This is a genomic window from Mycoplasmoides gallisepticum, from assembly GCF_900476085.1.
Classification (GTDB): Bacteria; Bacillota_I; Bacilli_A; order Mycoplasmatales; family Mycoplasmoidaceae; genus Mycoplasmoides; species Mycoplasmoides gallisepticum.
In genome coordinates this window covers 409,463-428,670 of record NZ_LS991952.1, presented here as the reverse complement: position 1 = coordinate 428,670, position 19,208 = coordinate 409,463, and the positions used below count along the sequence as shown (strand labels likewise).

Genomic DNA, 19,208 nt, shown 5'->3' with positions numbered 1-19,208 from the left:
CGACCAACTCTAAATAATCAGGCAGATAGTCTGATTATTTCTTATTTTTATTTATTGTTTGTTAATTTCTTTGGTTCAGATTTTTTGAAGATCAGATTAGCACCTTTGAATTGATATCCTTTAAGGTCGTTAAGGATTGATTTTGTAGCAACTTTTTTAGAAACAGTTTTTGCTTCAATTTTTTGCGAAGCAATTAAACGATCTTTTAGACTTTTAGTTGCAAACGGATGAACTGGTTTTATCTCTACTGAAACTAATGGTTTTTTAAACTTATTAATCTCGTTGATATTTGTGTATTCGTTGTTAATATTTTTAACAACGATCTTTCTCGTTTCTTCTTTTAATCTTTGGTTTAATTCTTTAGCTAGATTCTCAGGATTATATTCACCTTGAGAGATTAAACGGTGTTTAATATTTTCTTTTTGCTCGATGATTAAACGCGTAATATCTTCATCTAAACCTTCAAAATTAAAGTCAGTTTCTTGGGTTTGATCAGTTTCATCAAGTTGTTCAACCAATTCAGTCGTTGAACTTTTATCTTCTAGATAGTATTTTGATTGTTCTGAATGTTTGTTGATTAATGATTGGAAATCAATCATTGGGTGGTTTTCAATTGTTTCTCAATCAGAAACTTCAATATCAGCAACATTATCAGTTAACTCGATTTGATCTGTTGAATTAGTTGTTTCATCATAATCTAATTCGATTAGATCATCTTGATTTTGTGATTGTTCATCAGCCATCTTGATCATTGGCGCACTTGAATAATCAATCGCTTTTTTACAAAACATTTTGAATTCAGTCTGCTGATCAAGGATCTTGTGATAATCATTAAAATCAAATTCTGAATAGTTATACTTAACATCAATTTCTTGAGGTTTTCAACCAGAATCATAATGTTTGATTGGGTGGATTGTGTCATCTAATAATTCTGAAGTTAATGCTTGATAATCAGGTTTAAATTCAATTTCAGTTGTAGCTAAATCTTCAACAATAATATCAGTAGTTTTTGAATCTTGATCAAATTCGTTAGTATTAAAGTTTTTATTTAGTTCTTCAAGTTGTTCTAATTCGTAATCGAACTCATTAATTAAATTTTCAAGTAAATCTACTTGATCATTACTTTGAGTGGTTTGTGGTTCTTTTTCTTCTAATAGTTGTTGATTTTGTTTAACTAACTCTTCAAGTTGATCAACTAGTTTTTGAACTTCAGTTAGATCAACAACTGAATTAACTTGTTGTTTTTCAACTTTATCAGTTGTTGAACTTGCAAGTTCAGCTAACTGACTTAATTTAGCTTTTGGTGTAGCAAGATCAACTTTATTTAAAACTACAGGGATCTTTTTTAATTGGTCTAATGGTGCTTTTAATGAATCAAAATTACGGTGATCATTAGTAGGGATATTTTCTACTTCTTGTTTTACGTATTTATCTTGTTTGATTACTGCAGGAATCTCTTCAAGTTGATCAAGTGGTTTTTTAATAGAAAGTTTTTTTACTTCTTGTTTTGCAAAATTAACTTGTTTGATGATTGCTGGGATCTGTTGAAGTTGATCCAGGGGTTTTTTGATTCGATAATCATTAGTAGGAATATTTTCTACTTCTTGTTTTACGTATTTATCTTGTTTGATCACTGCTGGGATCTCTTCAAGTTGATCAAGTGGTTTTTTTGGTTTGGCTAATTTTTTTAATTCTTTATTTAACTTAATATTTAGTTGATCAACATCGATATGAACTTCTTTTGGTTTAGTGTTTTCTTCTTGTTGAACTTCATATCTGATATTCTCATCATTAAGATTTGATTGAACTGATAGTTTATCAGTAGTATCATTTACTTTGATAATCTCATCATTAGTTTGTTTTTCATCAACAGCATAATCAACAACTTCACTAGTTGCTTGATAAGAAGATTTTAGTTTATCTTTTATGACTTGATCTTTAGTTAGATCATGAACTTTAATATCAATGATCTCTTCTTGGATCGTTTCAGGACTGATCTTGGGAATTTGAGCTTCAACTTCGATAGCAAGATCAGTGATTTCAGCTACTTCAACTTGAATTGGGCTTGTAATCGCATTAATTAAAGCATTATCAATAACTACTTCTTCAGATTTAATTCGATCTAAATCTAAATCTTGTTTAATCTCAATGGGAATACTTAATTCTTGATTAATTTCGATCGGTTGTTCGATATTTAATAAAACATCAGGTTCATAAATCTCATGTTTAAGCGTTGCTTCATCGATCGCAATCGCTTGATAAACATGTTGATCAGTTGTTGGTTTTTGTTCTTGATTATGATCAAAATCTAACTTGTTTAGATCAAGATTTTCTAATTCGGTTAGTTCAGCTTCATTTAAGTTGGTAATCTCTGCTAAACTATCATAAACTTCTTCTTGTTTTTTTTCTTCTTGACTTAATGAACTGTTAATAATCTCATCGATTAAAACACTAGCATTTTCAAAGTCATGGGCTTTTTCAATTAGATCTTGATCAGCTAATTCATTTTCATGATAATCACCATCATAGATCGTGTTGGTGATTAGTGATTTTTCAGTTTCATCAAAGAAATCATCAAACCGTTTATTAATTGATTGTTTAATTGCTTGTGCTGTTTGATCAGTTTCTTTAGCTTTCTTTGAGATTAAGCGTTTTTTTGATTTTTCTTTGATCTCATCAAACTCTCTTTGTAAGAGATCTTCTTCATCAAGAACAGTATCAAAGTATTTGTTTTTTAATTGGCTTCTATTTGTTTTGATCTCACCAGAAAAGATCTCGTTTTCATCATTAACGATTGATTTATGACTAAAATCTAGATCATCTTCTTGATCTAATTCACTTTGCACCTTAACGTTTAATAGTTTAGGTCCATAATCTTGGATTGGTTGTTCAAGCTCTTGTTCGATACGAGCTTTTCTACCACGTTTTTTAGTGGTTTTAGTTTCTGATTTATTTTTTTTAGTTCTAGCCATAACTGTTTATACATTATAAAATTTGATACTTCTTGAAGTTTTTGAGTTCCCAATTCGCAATCAGATTAACTAAATCATTCTGATTTAAATAATTGACGCGATATTGGTATTTTCAACTAAGTGCATTAAAGATCGGGCCTACTTCATGATGATTGATACCTAAAATATAGCCCCTTTTCTTATGTTTGTCAATTAAAGCGATCTGCTCTGTTCAAGAAACATGATAATCATAAACGATCTCGATCTGATCTTGGAAATTAGTTGCACTAATAAAAGCTGATAATAACACCTTAGTGTTATTCATCATCTCAGAGATCGAATGTTCGTTATGTTCAAAGATCACATAATTAATTGGATGATAGAAAACTAAGAAATAAAGTGGTTCGCGTTTTTTAGATAGATCACTTTCAATCACTCTAATCATCTTTAAGATCTTAGCTTTATCTAAGATGCGAATGATCTCTAACAGTTCTTCAAAATCGATCTCAAGCTCTTTTGATAAGTAATTTAGATTAAAACAAGGGATCTTGGCATAAACCACGATATTTAATAACGCCATACAAGTTTTAATCGAAAATTTCTTACTAAACAACTCATAAACATCATGTCGGAATAGATTGACAATCTGATTAAAGAATAAGATCTGTGCATCAGATTTATCACTAAATCTAGCTAAGATCGGACTGTATGAATTTAAATATTCATAATAATCAACAAAATCAAGATTACTAAACTTTTCTTTGGTGATTAAGTATTCACTAAACTTAAATGGCTTAAGATAAAAATGATTAAAGTTGTAATGCTCAATGATCTTATCATATAAGATCCCTGAATTATTAACGAATAGATAGAAGGTGATATTTTGTTTTTTAGCTAATTTAGCGATCTGCTTAAACCAAATTCTTGTCCCTTCTTGTTGGTTCATATTATTGATAATGACAAACGCATTATCAATCGTTTGAATCTTATCTAAGAAATCATCGATCTTAGTTTCTTCATGAACATAAACTGAACTAAGATCAACTAAATAAAGATCATTTAGGCGATCTAAAGCTTGAAACCGACTGTAGATCTCACTGATAATCTCTGTTTGACCAGAGTAATCTAACCCAGAGATTACTGATACTTTTTTCGTCTTTTTTACTGAAAACAAAACATCAACAAAGAACCCACGCGTGTAGTTGGTCGTTAAATTTTGACTGATTCAGGTTTTAATCTGTTCTGAGTGAATGAATTGCATATTAATTGACTACTTATTTGAGTTTATGATCTTATTGGCGTATTTTTTGATCTCTTCTTTTGTTAATCTGCCCTTATTTACGCGTTTAAAAACACCCCTACGTCCACTCATCTTTTGAGGGATCTTTTCTTTTTCACCAATCTGACTAAGATAGATCTTCTTAGCAAATCAACCACCAGGTTTTCTAATCTTTAGTGATTGATCATTAGCTAGTTGTTCTTTAATCTTATCGTTGATGATCACAACATCTTCAGTGTTGTAATGATTTAATGATTCAAAATCATCTTGATCATCGTTGCTGATCATTGGTTGTTCTTCTTCTTGTTGAGGTTCGTATTCAACTCGAACTGGTTGATCATCTACTTGATCATATAATTCATAATCATAGTTAAACTGATCTAGAACTCTTGGATCTAATTCAACATCAACAGGTTCATAATACATCCCGTTTTCATCAACATAACCTTCATCAAACTGTTCGTATGATGGATAATAATCATAATAAGCTGTTAGATCAGGATAATAGTTATATGTCGTTTCTTTGATTCTAGCTAACTCTTCATTAAACTTCTCTGAGATCTTATTAGTGATCTGATCAGTAATCAGATTAATGCTTTCATGATTGTAGGTATTATTAATCTGATCGATTAATTGTTCTTTACTATCGTTGTACTGATCAATAATTGATTGGTTTTGAACTTGTTCAGCTTTTAGTTGTTGAATCTGTTCATTAATTAAATTAACCTTTGATTGGTCAGCTTGACTTAGAGTTTGATAACGTTGTTTTTGTTTTTCAAGTTCAGCTAATGCTTTATTATTCTTATTAATTAAGATCTCTTGGTATTGGTTTCATTCCAAGTTCTTTAATCGGATAATATCATCCAACTGATCTTTTTGTTCGTTTAATTTAGCTATAATCTCACTTTGTTTTTGTTTGATCTGTTTATCGTATTCTTTTTGTTGTTCGTTTAAAACTTTTAGATAAGTATCTCTGATCTGAACAAAATCACTTTCTTGATCATCACTCTTTAAGAATTCGTTTGTTTTAGCTTGGATCTTTTCATTGATCAAACAAATTAATTCGTTTTTACTGTTAACCAACTCGTTTTCATATTGTTGTTTGTATTGGTTTAAGATCGATTCATAAGCGACTTTTTGTGTTTGTAAAACGTCTTTAAACTCACTAGTTTTTTTGATAATCTCAGATTGGTTTAGTTCTTGATTTTTAACTAGTTGTTTTCTTAAAAGATCAATTTGGGCATTTAAGACTTGGATTTGCGCGTTTGATTCTTCTTGTCTTAATTCTAGTAATTTCTTATCTTCTTGGTATTTTTGTTTTAATTGATCGATCTTATCATCGTGTAGTTGATCATTTAAAAGAACTGAACGTTGATCAATAATTAGATTTGGACTAAGAATCTCTGGTTTTAGTTCATCAACCTTAATCCCTTTAAAAGTTGTCGGGGTGTTAAGTTGAACAACTTGTTGATAATTGTTTGATTTTAAATTAGCTAAATTAGTTTTAGGTTGAGTGTGTTCTTTTATTAATTCTTGTTTTGGTAAGTCAACACTAACTGGTTCTTGTAAAACATAACTAGAATCAATATCAGATAGTTCAATCGTTTGGTCTTTGATCAGTTTTTTAATTTGATCAAATTTTTGGTTTTCTACTTGGATATCTTTTAGTAGATTGTTCAGATCGTTAATCGGTTGATTTAAGATAACTTCATCACTAATCAACTCTTGATCAATGATCTGTGGGATGATCTTTTCTTGGGGTTTGATCTTAATATTAGTTTGGGTTAAAGGGTTTAGTTGATCGATCTCTTTAGTTAAGATCACAGGTTGATCAACAACAGCTTGTTCACTAACGACTAAAACGTTTGGTTGAAGCTGTTCAACTTTTTCTTGAGACTGATCAAGATGCTTAACTTCTTCTTTAGGTTGATCAACATGCTTAAATTCAGTTGCAGGTTGAACAACTACTTCAGTAGAAGGGATCGTCATCTCAGTTAGATTAATTGGCCGTAACTGTCTTAAAACATTGATCTTTTCTTGTTTAATAATTGCAGCTGCCAACTGATCAACGATATATTGTTGGGAATTTTTTGCTAATTCAAGTTGCGCTTGGTGTTCTTGACGCAGTTCGTTAAGTTGTTTTTGGTTAACTTCAATTAGTTCTAATTGGGTCTTAATTACTGATTGTTTTAAGAGTTCTAGATCTTGTTTATTAATTAGATCTTGTTGATTGATCTTATTAATATCAACCCTTAATTCTTCACGTAACTGTTCTAGATCAGTTTTAGTGATCTTGTGATTATCATTAGCTAATTGTGCTTTTAGTAGTTCTAAATCGTTCTTATCAATCGAACTTAGATCAAATTTCAGATTTAAATTTAGATCATCTAAATCTTCTTTAGTTAAACCTTGAACTGTTGGTGTTTCAGTTCTTGGTTTAGTCACTTGCTCTTTATTAATAGTTTTAATTAAACTGTCGATCTGAACGTTAATAAAATCAATTGCTTGTTCAAGACTAACTAATTTTGCTTTAGCTTCAACTTTAAGATCAAATAGATAAGTTAATAATTGATTAGCTGAACTGAATTCTTGATCATTAAAAGTTAATGATCAAGGTTTAAGATCAACTTTACTAATCTCATTAGTAATCACTGTTGAATACTTATTGATCTCTTCAAAGACAATCTGTGCTTTAGATCAAGTTTTATTTAGTGCATAAGATTGTTTTTTTAATTCAACAAGATCGTTATTTGCCACTAACTGTTCAAGATTAGTAAGTTCAAAATCGTTATGATAAAAGCTCTTGTATAAGTTTGCTAAGAAGTTTAGTTGTTCTTTGATGATCATTGAATCATCATTTAGTAGCTCTTGTTGAGCTAAAGTTTGCTGACGGTCATTCAGATCACTTAACAGTTCAGCTTTTAAATCTTCTAATTGCTTAGTTAAGATCGCAATGATCGCATCATCTTGAGCTTCATCTTCACTAGTATAAGGAACTTGATAATTGATTCGATAGTTAACTTCTGGAGCTTTATAGCTGTGCTTAAACTTAGAATTAAAAGCTGCTTTTTCGTCTTTTTTGATGATTTCAGGTCGGTTAATTCTTGGTTTATTTGCTTCTAATAACGAATTGAATTGATCTTTATTGTTCATCTTTATAAGCTAGTTTGTTTTCTCTTCTCAATTAGTTCTTTAATCGTTTTAATCTCATTAGCTAATTGGTTGATACGTTCTTTCTTAGCATGTGATAGATCACGATTTTGGTTTAAATCAATTCTTAAGTTTTGGTGAACTGGTAAAGTTTGATCAAGATAATCTTTCTTATCTCTATTTACTGAATTAAAGCTAGCTAAACCTTCATTGGCATTATTTCGCACTTCTGGTCTTAGTGTGGTTTTTTTAATCTTTTCAGTATTAGTTTTAATTGCAGCAATCTCATCATACAGATCAGTTAATTTCTTTTGCACTTCATTATTTTCATTTCTTAATAAACTGATATTTTGTTCATAAGCATCCCTAAAATTATCAAACATCTGTTGATATTTCTGATCTTGTGATTCTAGGGTTTTTCTTACTTCAATTGGTCCTTGTTCAACTGCTTGAGCAAGTTGGTTGATCTGGTTAGTGAAAACTTCTTTTTGGGTGTTGAATAAAACTGCTTGTTTTTTAAAATCAGCTTTGATCTCGTCAAATAACATTCTTAATTCTTTTGAATAAGAATTAGCTGGTACTACTGCGTTTGTGTTAGTTGTTGTATTACTTAAAACTGTTCTAATCTCATCTAATAGTTGTGAGTTAGCATTCAGTTCATGTAATTGGTTTAGATCAGCTGTTTCTGGATCTAGGTTGTGTTCTAATTGGTTGATGCGTCTTTTTGTGTTGTAAGCAACTTTACTTAATAGGTTTTGTAGTGAATTAATCTTATAAGAGTTATCAGCGTTTAGTAGGTTGTGATAATTCAAATGTTCTGAAGTGCTTTCAGTTAGTGCTTGCTTGTGGTGTTTTAGTTGTTTTAATTGCTTAGCTAATCGCGAGTTCTTCTTGTTAGCTTCTTCTAAAGCTCATTGATGTTCTTTTTGCATCATCAACATCTGTTGTTGATTAATTAATTGTTGCATCTGCATCAATGGGTTGTTGAAATCAAAAGCTGGTTGATTTGGATAATTAACACCAACAAGTTGTGGGGTTTGAACTGGCATTATCGTTTGAGCTGGCACTACTTGAGTATTAGGAGCGAGATTTAAAAAATTTGGGTAAGGATTTTGGAAGTTTGCCATATTGCGATTGTTAATTTCTTTTTGAATAATATTTCTTTGTTTTAAGAGGTTATTTCTAGCTTCAATAATCTTTTTGTTGATTAATACCAATTTTTTAAATTGATCTTGAACTTTTGCTTGTTTAGTTTTGAGCGCTTGATCTGTAGCTTTAGCTGTTGATAAGACTTTTTTAGCCTTATCATATTCTAATCGCAGCTTGGTTTTCTTCTCTTCCAATAACCGCTCGGCTTTTTGTAATCTGTACGTGTTTTCTGAATTCTTTTCAAGTTCTTTTTGAAGATCAGCGCGTTGTTTAATGATCAGTTTTTCTAAGTTATTTAGTTGCGTTTGTTTAAGATCAACTTCTTGCTTAATATTTGTAATCTGATCTTTTTGTTTAATTACTTCTGAAAGGGTATTTTGGATTAAATCCTTCTGGTTTTTTAGTTTCTTTTCTTCTTGTTTTTTAGCAATACTAAATTGCGCTTTTTGTTGGTGTAGTTCTTCTTGTGTTTTTAGTAATGACTTACGTAATTGACTATTTTTATGTTTTTCTTCTAGAAGGATCTGTTTTTGTTGTTGTTGTTGTTTGTAGGTATTATAAATCTTTGAACGTAATAGCGCGATCTTAGAAGATTTCTTATTTAGTTGATCGTTTAAAAGTTCAACTTTATTAAAAAAGTTATTCTTTTGGTTGTTTAGTTTGTGCTGTTCGTTTTTGATCGCTCGTTCTAAACGTTGGTAATGTTCGATCCGAACCTTTAGATCTTTTTTATTAACATTAACGTTGTAACTTTCTTTTTCAAGTAAGTAACGTAGTTGTTTTAGATCTTCAATCTTCAAGTTTAAGGTTCGTTCTTTATGTTGAACTTGTTGGTAGAAATCATCGATCTCTTTTAGTTCATTTTCCTTACGTTGAGAAAAACTGCGTTTTTCGCGTTCTAGAGTTTGGTATTTAGTTTCCAGTTCTCTAGCAAGCGCTTGTTGATCTGAGCTGATGCGTTCGATATTTGAACGATCTAATAAAACCTTTTGTTTTTCAAACTCAAGGTCGTTTTCCATCTTTCTTAGACGGGTGATTACTTCAGTTTTCTTAGCATCTAAAAGGTCGTTTTCACGATCGATCTTTTCTTTTTGATCGTTTAATAATGCTAATTTCTCATTGATCTTAGCTTTATCAACCTTATTATTTTTACGAATTAAATCTAATTTAGCTAATGCTAAATTGATCTCGTTCATATTCTTACTGACATTTTTTTCGCGGTGAGCTAATTTATCACGCTCAACCTTTAATTTTTGGAACTCAGATTTCTTCTCTTCGTTGAACCGTTCAACTTCAGATTCTAAAAGATCAAACTTACGTTGTAGATCAGCATCTTTTTCTTGTTGTTTTTTAGCTTTTTCAGTTAACTGTACTGAACGTAATGATAAGATCTCGTGTTTTTTATTAATATCAGCTTTTAAAACACCGATCCGTTCGATTAGATCGATTCGTTTTTTTGCTAATAGTTCATCTTCTTGTCTGAAGCGTTTTTCACTTTTTTCTAAAACAGCAAGACGATCTTCGATCTCTTGTTTTTGTAAACGCCCTTCACGTGCTTTGATGAGTAACTCTTCTTTTTGATCTTCGATCTGACGTTGAGCTAAATCAACTTCATCACGTTGTTTTTTAATCTCTAAATAAAGGTTTGAGATCTTATTAAACTTATTACGTTTTTGATCGTCAAAATTATTTTTTTCTTCTTGAAGTCGTTTGAAATCTTTTTGGATCTGTTTTTCTTGAGCTTGTTGTTCAGCTTTCTTTTGCTTAATTTGCTCTTCGCGAATTAATAAGATCTCATTACGTTGATTGTATTGTGATTCTAAGATCTTAACTTGGTTATCAAACTTGATCTGTTCTTGTTTGATCTTGTTTTGGTAGTTAAGATAATCGATCTCAGCATGCTTAAACTCTTCAAGTTTAGCATTGATCATCTCACTTTTAGCCGTATTACTCTTTTCGATCGCTTTTAATTCGTTGTAACGATCATTAACTTTTTGAGCATATAAAACTAGTTCGTTTTCTTTAATGCTTAAGTTATTTTTAGCTTGTAATAACTCTTCAAATTTTTGTTGTTTTTGGTGAGCAAACTTCTTTTTTTGCTCTTCTAGTTCTTGTAACTCGTTGGTTAGATTTGAGTTTAGTTCATTGTAATGAGTTTGTTGTTCTTTTTTAAGTTGTTCTAATTCATTACGTTTTTTTACTAAATCTGATTCTAAAACGTTTAGTCGATCAACAGCGTTATTTTTGAAGTTTTCAATGTTGTTCTGATAGATCTCTAACTCTTTTCTTTCATTAGCTAATGATCTAATCTCTTCATCGATGAATTTCTTTAATTTTGTGTTTTCTTCTTTATCAGCATCAACCGCTTTACGTTCAGCTGTTAATTTTCTCAATTCATTTTCAATTGCAGCTTTTTTCAGCTCTAATTCTTGGTGAATTGCTTGGGCTTTATGATAGGCTTCATTTTTTTGAACGGTTACATCGTTTTGGAAATTAATTAATGAAGCTTCTTTTTGTTGTAAGCTCTTCTCATAGATTGAAAGATCTTCTTTTTGGCGTTTTAAATCACGTTCAAAAACTTTTAAATCTTCAATCATCTTATCTGATTTTTGATTTAATTCTTCTTGTTGTTTATCTAAGTAGTTCTTAGATAGATTTAAGTGCTCAAGATCGCTTTTTAGTTTTTGTTCAAGAACTAAACTGTTTTGCTTACTTTTTTGCGCCCGGTTAATCTCTTCATTCAGTTCATCGATCTTTTCTTGAACTTCAGATTGCTTTAATTGCAACTGCTCATAACCGTCTTTTAGTTCTTTTTCACGTTGAGAAAGCTTTTTTTGCTCCCAGTTAACTGTGTTTTCAAAGTCAGTTTGTTGACGCTTGATATCACGTTCATACTGTAACAACTCTTGTTGACGCTCATCGTTTTTCTTACGTTCGATTAGCAAAATCCGTTGTAAATCAGCACGTTCAGATTCAACATCTAATTGGATCTTTCTGATCGTTTGTTGGTCAATTAACTCACGTTGATCAAGATCTCTACGGCGTTGATCGATCTCGCTCTTTAAGTGTTCAAGATTTCTTAATTTAGCTAAGATCTCGCGCTTTTGATTATTAAGATCGTTCTCTTTTAGTGAAGCTTCATTTAATTTCGTGTTTGCTTCTAGAAATAGTTCATCGATCTCTTGACGCTTCTTATTTAGTGAAGCTTCAGCAGCTTTATATCTTCGCTCTTGGTTTTCTTTTTCACGTTCGATCTTTAGTTTTTGATCAACTAAATCAGAACGATAACCCTCAAGTTCACTAATCTTTTCATTAACGATCCCGTCTTGTTCGTGTTTTTTACGTTCAAGTAGGTTATGTTTTTGTTTTAGTTCATCTTGAAGGTTATTTAGGGCTGCAAGCGATTGCTTGCGCATCGATTCAAAAGATAAACTTGCAATCTTTAAACGATCATAATCTTCTTTTAGTTTGTTTAATAATCGTTGGGTCTTATTGTTTTTATTTGCAAGTGCTTGTTCTTCTTGAACGTTTTTAGCATGAGCTTTATTTGCTTCTAAGATCGCATTCTTAGCTTTCTTATATGAGTTTTCTAACTCGATCTTACGTAGTGCAAAATATTGATCAGCATTCGCTTTTGATTGTAAGATCTTTAGCTGTTGATCATTGAAATTTTGCTTGGCTTTTTCAACCTCATTTTTGATGTTGTCTAAATTTTGAGCATAACCCTTTAACTTCTTGTTATGCTCGTTACGCATCTGTTTTAGTGATTCTAGATATTGTTCTAACTGTGAACGATATCTTCTAATCGATTCTTTTTTAAGATTTAAATTGTATAAGTGTAATTTCTTAGCACTTTGTAATTTCTTACGTTGTTCAGATAGATCGTGAATCTCTTTTTTTAGTCGTTCACGGGTTGAACTATCTAGTGAACTAACACCATAAGAATCGTTATTCAGTTTTGCGATTCTTTCATCAATTAGATTTTGCAATCGTTCTGACTGACGATCGATCTCTGAGATTTCATCAGTTGAACGGTTTAGTAGATCATTATATTCGGTCGTTTCTTCTGCCAACTTATTTTTAAGTTGATCGATCTGAATATAATCTTTACGAATATTCTTATCAAGACTACTATTATATGAATCGATCTTAGCTTGTTCAGCACTTAATCGTTGATTTAGTTCATTAACAAAATCAATTGAATCGTTCTTATACTGTTCAATATGATAAAGTTCACTATCTAAACGATCTAATTCGTTGATTAGATATTGGCGTTCAGCTTGAAAATCTTCAGGATGAAACTGATCTTGGTTAGCTTCAAGATCATCGATTGCTTGTAATAATCTTTGGCGTTCACTACTGATTTCAGTTTGAGCTTGTTGGTAATAATCAATATCTTGATTAACTTGGAAACTTTGCTTTTTGAGCTTTTCTAATTCATCTTTAGTATAAAAACTATTGTTACCGTTTTGATAACTATTTTTATCGAGTTTTTTATACTGATTAGCAATTAAATTTTCTTGATTTGCTTTGATGTAGCCATCGTCAAATCCAGTGTCATAAACATCTTGAAAGACATTGTCATCATGTTCATCTAATTGATCAGCATCAAAGTCAGAATTAGAATGTAGTTTCATGTAGTCTTTTTGCAACTTTTGCTAATTATTAACGGTTATTGTAAGGGTCGAATTTTGCTCTACCACCGCGTCTGCGGAATGAAGGTTGAATTTCTTCATATTCTGGGTATTCATAAGCTGGAGGATAGTATTGGTTTTCTAATTCGTATACTGCTTCATCATAACCAGCATTATAAGCATCATCTAACATCATTCGTTCGTTTAAACGATTACTGTAATAGTCAGGTTGTCTTGGAGGTTGTGGTACTAAGTAGTTTGGTTGTTGTACTACTGTAGGAGGTAATGCCAAGATTTGTGGTGGTAATTGTTGTGGTTGAGGATGAGGTTGTGGTAATGCTTGAGGTTGAGGTTGAGGTGGGTTAATTGTTTGTTTAAACATATTAGCCAACATTAGTTTCTCAAACAATGTTGGGTTTTCATTTGGCAGCTGTAACGGATTATTGATTGTTGGTAATAATTGTTGAGCTGGAGCTTGAACAGGTGGTGGAGGCGGTAGTTGTTGGTACTGATGAACAGGAGGCATCATTGTGTGATGATTAAAGCCATAAGGGTTGTTCATTCCCATTAACATCTGTTGTGGCATCATGTGTTGCATCTGAGCCATTTGTGCCATCTGTGCAGATTGTCTTAGTGAGTTATTAATTTGTTGTTGGTGATAAGACAATGTTTGGTTTAAATGTTGAGATTGTAGTTGTGATTGGTTAGCGTAGTTCTCCACCTTAGAGACAACTTCTGATAACGCTTTTTGGAATGAACTTTGCAAGCTGTCGATCTCTTCTTTTTTACTTGCTTGTTGTTCAGTCATCTTTTCACTGATCTTTTTACTTGTAATCTCAGTTAATTTATCAGCAAATGATTCAAACTTGTTTTCAAGTTTGCTTTCCATATCAAGTGATGATTCTTTTACGCGGTTTTGTAATGAATCATTAGCTTCTTTAGTTTGTTCGATAATTCGTTCAATCTTTTGAGCAAATTCTTTATCTTGTTGTTGTTTTGCTTCTTGACTTTGATTGAATGGTTCTTGAGTTTGGTTTAACTTTTCAGTTAATAGTTCGATCTTCTTTTCAAAGTTTTCAATTAACTGATCTTTTGATTGTTGGAAACTTTCTCTTGAGCTTTCACTAGTTTCGTCAATAATCTCTTTAGTTTGGTCTAGTTTGTAAGCTAATTCTTCTAAACGTTGTTCTAATTTAGATCTAGAATCAACTTCTTCTTGACTTGGTTGGTTATTTTTAGATTTAATGTCGTTAATACTATCTAATAATGCTTGTAATTGACTTTCAATACGCTTATTAGAATCTTCTAACGCTTCATTAGATGTCTTTAGTTGTTGGTTTGTTGTTTTTAATTCGTTATTACTAGATTTTAGCTCTTCGTTGGCACGTTGTAACACTTTAAAGTTCTCCGCAGCTTCTAACTTAACCTTTTGGATCTCTTCCAGGTTATGTCTTTGAATCTCTTCAAATTTAGGTAATAAAGCAGATTCAATATCTTCAATTGGAATATTAATCACATCATCTTCTGCATCGTGATGAACTGCTTGATTTTGATCTAGATTAATATCATCACTTAGATCATCAGTTGATAGTTCTTCATTCTCATCATAATGAACTGGTGCTTCTAGATGAGGTGTGATTGGGGTTTGGTCAGGTTGGTTAACTGTGGCAAGTTCAGGTAATAATCCTCTAGCTTGAGCAGTTTGACGTTGCTTCTTCTTATTACGAGGCTTCTTTTCATCCTCTTCTTCTTCATAATAAGAAACTAATTCAGTATCACTATTGTTATTTAAGAACTCTCTTAAATCTTGTTCGTGTGCTGGTTCTTCATTTGATTCAACTTGTTGTTCTTGTTCATAGTTTTCATCAACAACAGCAAGTTGGTTATTAGCTTGATCGTATTGCTGATTTTGATCATATCCATAATAGTCTTGTTGATTGTTATCATACAATGCTGGTGGATTACCATATTCATCATATTGCATTTGGTTGTAGTCATAACCTTGATCATTTGCATTACCACCAGGTAACATTCCAACAGGGTTACCGTATTCATCATATTGCATTTGGTTGTAATCATAACCTTGATCATTAGCATTAACACCAGCTAACATTCCTACTGGATTACCGTACTGGTCATATTGCATTTGGTTTGGATCATACGCTTGATCGTTTGTTCCACCTGGAAGCATACCGATCGGATTACCATACTGATCGTATTGTTGTTGGTTATTTTGTTGATTTTCACTACCAGGTAATAAACCAATTGGGTTACCATACTCATCGTATTGTTGTTCATAACCCTGATTTTGTTGTTGGTTGTATTGTTGGTAATAAGGATCGTTTTCTTGTGAATAAACATTACCTGACAACATCCCAACAGGATTGCCATATTGGTCGTATTCTTGTTGTTGATTTTGATCGTACTGGTTTTGATTAATTAACATTCCATTAGCATCATATACTGCTAATGAAGGATCACTCACTGGATTACCATTAGCATCATATCCATAAGATACTAATGCTCCTGATTGTTGTTGGTATTGATCAAATCCTTGTTGTCCAGGTTGATTAAAATTGTTTTGATTGTTATCCATTATAATTTGCCAATTGCAATTTTAGTGTAATAAAAATAATATTTTAGATATATGGTAAAACCTTCTGAAATAATGAAAAATCAGAATTGTGTCCATTATCATAAAATATTATAACAAATTAAAGTTTGATATTTGCTAAATAAAAAGAATAAAAATTATAATATTGTACTTAACTTTTCGTTGATCCAAGTCGTTCATTTTTTGATTCTAAAATCGGTTTTTTCTGGTTGAGAATCCTGATCGATCATCAGTCCTACGACTTTGTTTTTATAAAGTGCTCTTGACTCTTCGAAATCATACTCATATTCTTTGATCTCAGTTGCACCTATAATAGTTGCTTTTTTGCGATTTAAGATCTCAAACAGTCTGCCCATTCCATCACAAAAGGTGTAAGGATAAGTTTGACAATCACCACAACCAAACAATAAGAACGTTTTATTCTCAACTTCTAGACGTTTGAAATCAAATTCTAATCAAACGTCTAAGATATCACCAGTTCCTCATGTTGATGTTCCAAAGATGATTACATCAAACTCGTTAATAAAATCAACATTTGTCTTAGTTACATCAATAAGTGTTGTTGGGTATTTGATCTCAGCTTCAATCTTTTTGGCAATTAATTCAGTCGTGCCAAGATTAGTGCCATAAACAATTACGATCTTTTTCATCTAAACTAATTCGCTACAACGCTGACAAACTTCGTTATTGTTTTTACTTAATTCTTTGAAGTAATTTCAACATCTTAAACATTTAGAAAAATCTGTTTTTTCTACGGTAATTTGATCATTTTTTGTGAAATGTACTTCAGCAACATTTAATCATGTTTTTAGTTGTTTAACTAAGTGTTTATTGATATCTAAATATTGTTTAGATAAATATACTACAGCTTCATTTGATTTAGCTAACACTTTATCTTTTCTTAGCTTTTCAATTTCAGCATAAACATCATCTTTTAGTTTACTGAATTCAGTAGCTAATTGATCAAGATCTAAATCAGTTTTTATTTCAAATAATGCTGGTGGATCAATTAGATAAACTGATTTTTCTTTATTTGTAGCTTGGTAATGTGAATAAGCTTCTTCAGCTGTATGTACTAAAATTGGGGCAATTCTGAATAATGAGTTAATGAAAATGTAGTTTAAAGTAGCTTGAATTGCTTTTCTAGTTGGATCGTTTTCATCATTACAGTATAAGCTATCTTTAATTAGTTCAAAGTATCAAGCTGATAGTTCTACTACCATCTGATTAACTTCTTTAGTGATCTCTAGATAGTCATAATTTAAGTAAGCTTGATCGATCTTTTTAAATGATTTGTTAACATGATTAATTGTTAGTAAATCAGCTAAACTTAGTTGGTATTGATCTAATGGTTTGAAATCAAAATCATTAAGATTTCCTAAGATATATCTAAATAAACTATTACGAATTTTACGGTAAATTTCACTATTTTGTTCAATGATGTGATTACCAATTCTGTGATCGTTTGAATAATCAATTGAAGCTGCTCACAGTCTTAAGATATCAGCACCTTTGTTCTTAATAATCGTTAAAGGACTAATCACATTCCCTTGAGATTTAGACATCTTCATACCCTTTTCATCAAGAGTGAAACCATGAGAGATTAATTCTTTATATGGTGCAGTTTTATTAAGAACTGTAGCACAGATCATACTTGAGTTGAATCAACCTCGATACTGGTCACTACCTTCAAAGTAAATCGTTGCTTTATCTTTAATACCGTTTTCTTTTAAAACATTAAACGAAGTACCAGAATCAAACCAAACATCAAGAATATCTGATTCTTTATAATAAGTTTTTCTTGGATCGTATTTATTAGTTAAGAAGTACTTAGCATCATGTTCATATCAAGCTTTTATCCCTTCAGCTTCCATAATTCTTAATGTGTTGTCGATCAATTCCTTATCAAGAATTGGTTCGTGATTTTCATCAAAGATAATTGGAATTGGTAATCCTCAAGTTCTTTGACGTGAGATACATCAGTCTGAACGTTCTGCTACCATACTTAACATTCTTTTAGCATAACGTTCATTTGGATATTTAACCGTATTAATATTCTCAACTAATTGATTCTTAATTGACTTAATATTAATAAACCATTGTTTTGTGGCACGGTAGATCACTGGTTTTTTTGTTCTTCAATCGTGTGCTGCTTGGTGGTTAATGAAATTTAATGATAATAAACAGTTTCTTGCTTCTAGTTTTTGCGCAATTAACTTATTAGCATCATCATAAAAAACACCAACTAGTTCGGGATCGTGAACAGTTTGATCAAAACAACCTTCATCATTAATTGGTACGTAAGCATCAATTCCATATTTTTTACATACGATAAAGTCTTCAAGACCAAATCCTGGAGCAGTATGAACTAAACCTGTCCCATCAGAATCACTAACGTGTTCACCTAAAACAACAATCCCTGTAATTTGATCATATAAACAGTGTTGGTACTTAATCTTATCTAGTGAACTTCCCTTAAGTTTTTGAATCACTTTAGGATTTTCAAAATTAAATTTAGCAATTAATTGTTCGTATAAATTGGAACCAACTAAATATTTTTGACCATTAACTTCGAACAATGTGTATTCAAGTTCGGGATGAACTGAAATTGCTAAATTTGACGGTAAGGTTCAAGGTGTTGTTGTCCAAATTACTAGATTAACATCCTTACCAATTACTTCATTATCTAAAGTTTTAAAAGTTACATAAATACTTGGACTTTTAGTTTCTTTATATTCGATCTCAGCATCTGATAAAACTGATTTAGATGATCAAGATCAATAGATTGGTTTGTAATCTTGGTATACCAATCCTTCGTTGATCATTTTGGCAAACACCTTTAATTGATCAATTTCATATTGTTTGTCATATGTGTGATAACAAACTTTAAAATCCGTTACTAATCCAAGACTTGAGAATTGTTCTTTTTGTTTTTGCACCTGGTTAAAAGCAAAATCACGACAAACTTCAATTCGTTCAAGCACTGATAGTTTGAAAAATTCTTTTTGTCCTAGTTTTGATTGGACAGCATGTTCAATCGGTAAACCGTGTGTGTCTCATCCTAAGATAAATGGACTGTAATATCCTTGCATTAATCATCTACGAACAATCACGTCTTTTAAGATCTTGTTCATCGTGTGACCAACGTGAATATCACCATTAGCATAAGGTGGTCCATCGTGTAAGATCTTTTGTTCGTTATTTTGATTTTTTTCTAATCGTAATTGGTAGATCTGATCATCTAACCACTTTTGTTGGATCTTACTTTCTTTAGTTGCTAAATTAGCCTTCATTTCAAAGTCAGTTGAAGGCATCAATAATGTATCTTTATAATTTTTATTCATAACCAGGATTAATTTCTTTTCTTGTTAAAAGTAAAAAGCGCTATTATTTTAAATTTAATAAATTTTAATAGTTAAAATTATATCGTC

Annotated in this window: 7 protein-coding genes; all 7 read right to left on the bottom strand. The window is 31.2% G+C overall.

Annotated features, from left to right (window positions below; all coding sequences use genetic code 4):
• Nucleotides 1-47: 47 nt before the first annotated feature.
• Nucleotides 48-2,972 carry a hypothetical protein gene (locus tag D2833_RS01840; RefSeq protein ID WP_011113566.1) on the bottom strand — a complete coding sequence of 975 codons (2,925 nt, stop codon included), beginning with the start codon at nucleotides 2,970-2,972 and terminating at the stop codon, nucleotides 48-50.
• 13 nt (nucleotides 2,973-2,985) lie between these two features.
• A complete protein-coding gene (locus tag D2833_RS01835) occupies nucleotides 2,986-4,212 on the bottom strand; it encodes a hypothetical protein (RefSeq protein ID WP_014574658.1) in 1,227 nt (408 codons plus the stop codon).
• Nucleotides 4,213-4,221: 9 nt separating this feature from the next.
• Nucleotides 4,222-7,383 (bottom strand): hypothetical protein, encoded by a 3,162-nt coding sequence (locus tag D2833_RS01830; protein WP_027333193.1) that lies wholly within the window; start codon nucleotides 7,381-7,383, stop codon nucleotides 4,222-4,224.
• 2 nt (nucleotides 7,384-7,385) lie between these two features.
• Complete coding sequence (gene hmw2, locus D2833_RS01825) at nucleotides 7,386-13,181, bottom strand: terminal organelle tip protein HMW2 (RefSeq protein ID WP_011113563.1); 5,796 nt, start codon at nucleotides 13,179-13,181, stop codon at nucleotides 7,386-7,388.
• 13 nt (nucleotides 13,182-13,194) lie between these two features.
• Entirely contained in the window at nucleotides 13,195-15,759 is a 2,565-nt protein-coding gene (locus tag D2833_RS01820) for a fibronectin-binding protein (protein ID WP_027333194.1), read from the bottom strand.
• Between the two features lie 155 nt (nucleotides 15,760-15,914).
• Nucleotides 15,915-16,427, bottom strand: coding sequence for a flavodoxin domain-containing protein (locus D2833_RS01815; RefSeq protein ID WP_011113561.1), 513 nt, complete (start codon nucleotides 16,425-16,427; stop codon nucleotides 15,915-15,917).
• Complete coding sequence (gene ileS, locus D2833_RS01810) at nucleotides 16,428-19,121, bottom strand: isoleucine--tRNA ligase (RefSeq protein ID WP_011113560.1); 2,694 nt, start codon at nucleotides 19,119-19,121, stop codon at nucleotides 16,428-16,430. It lies immediately after the preceding gene.
• Nucleotides 19,122-19,208: the final 87 nt, after the last annotated feature.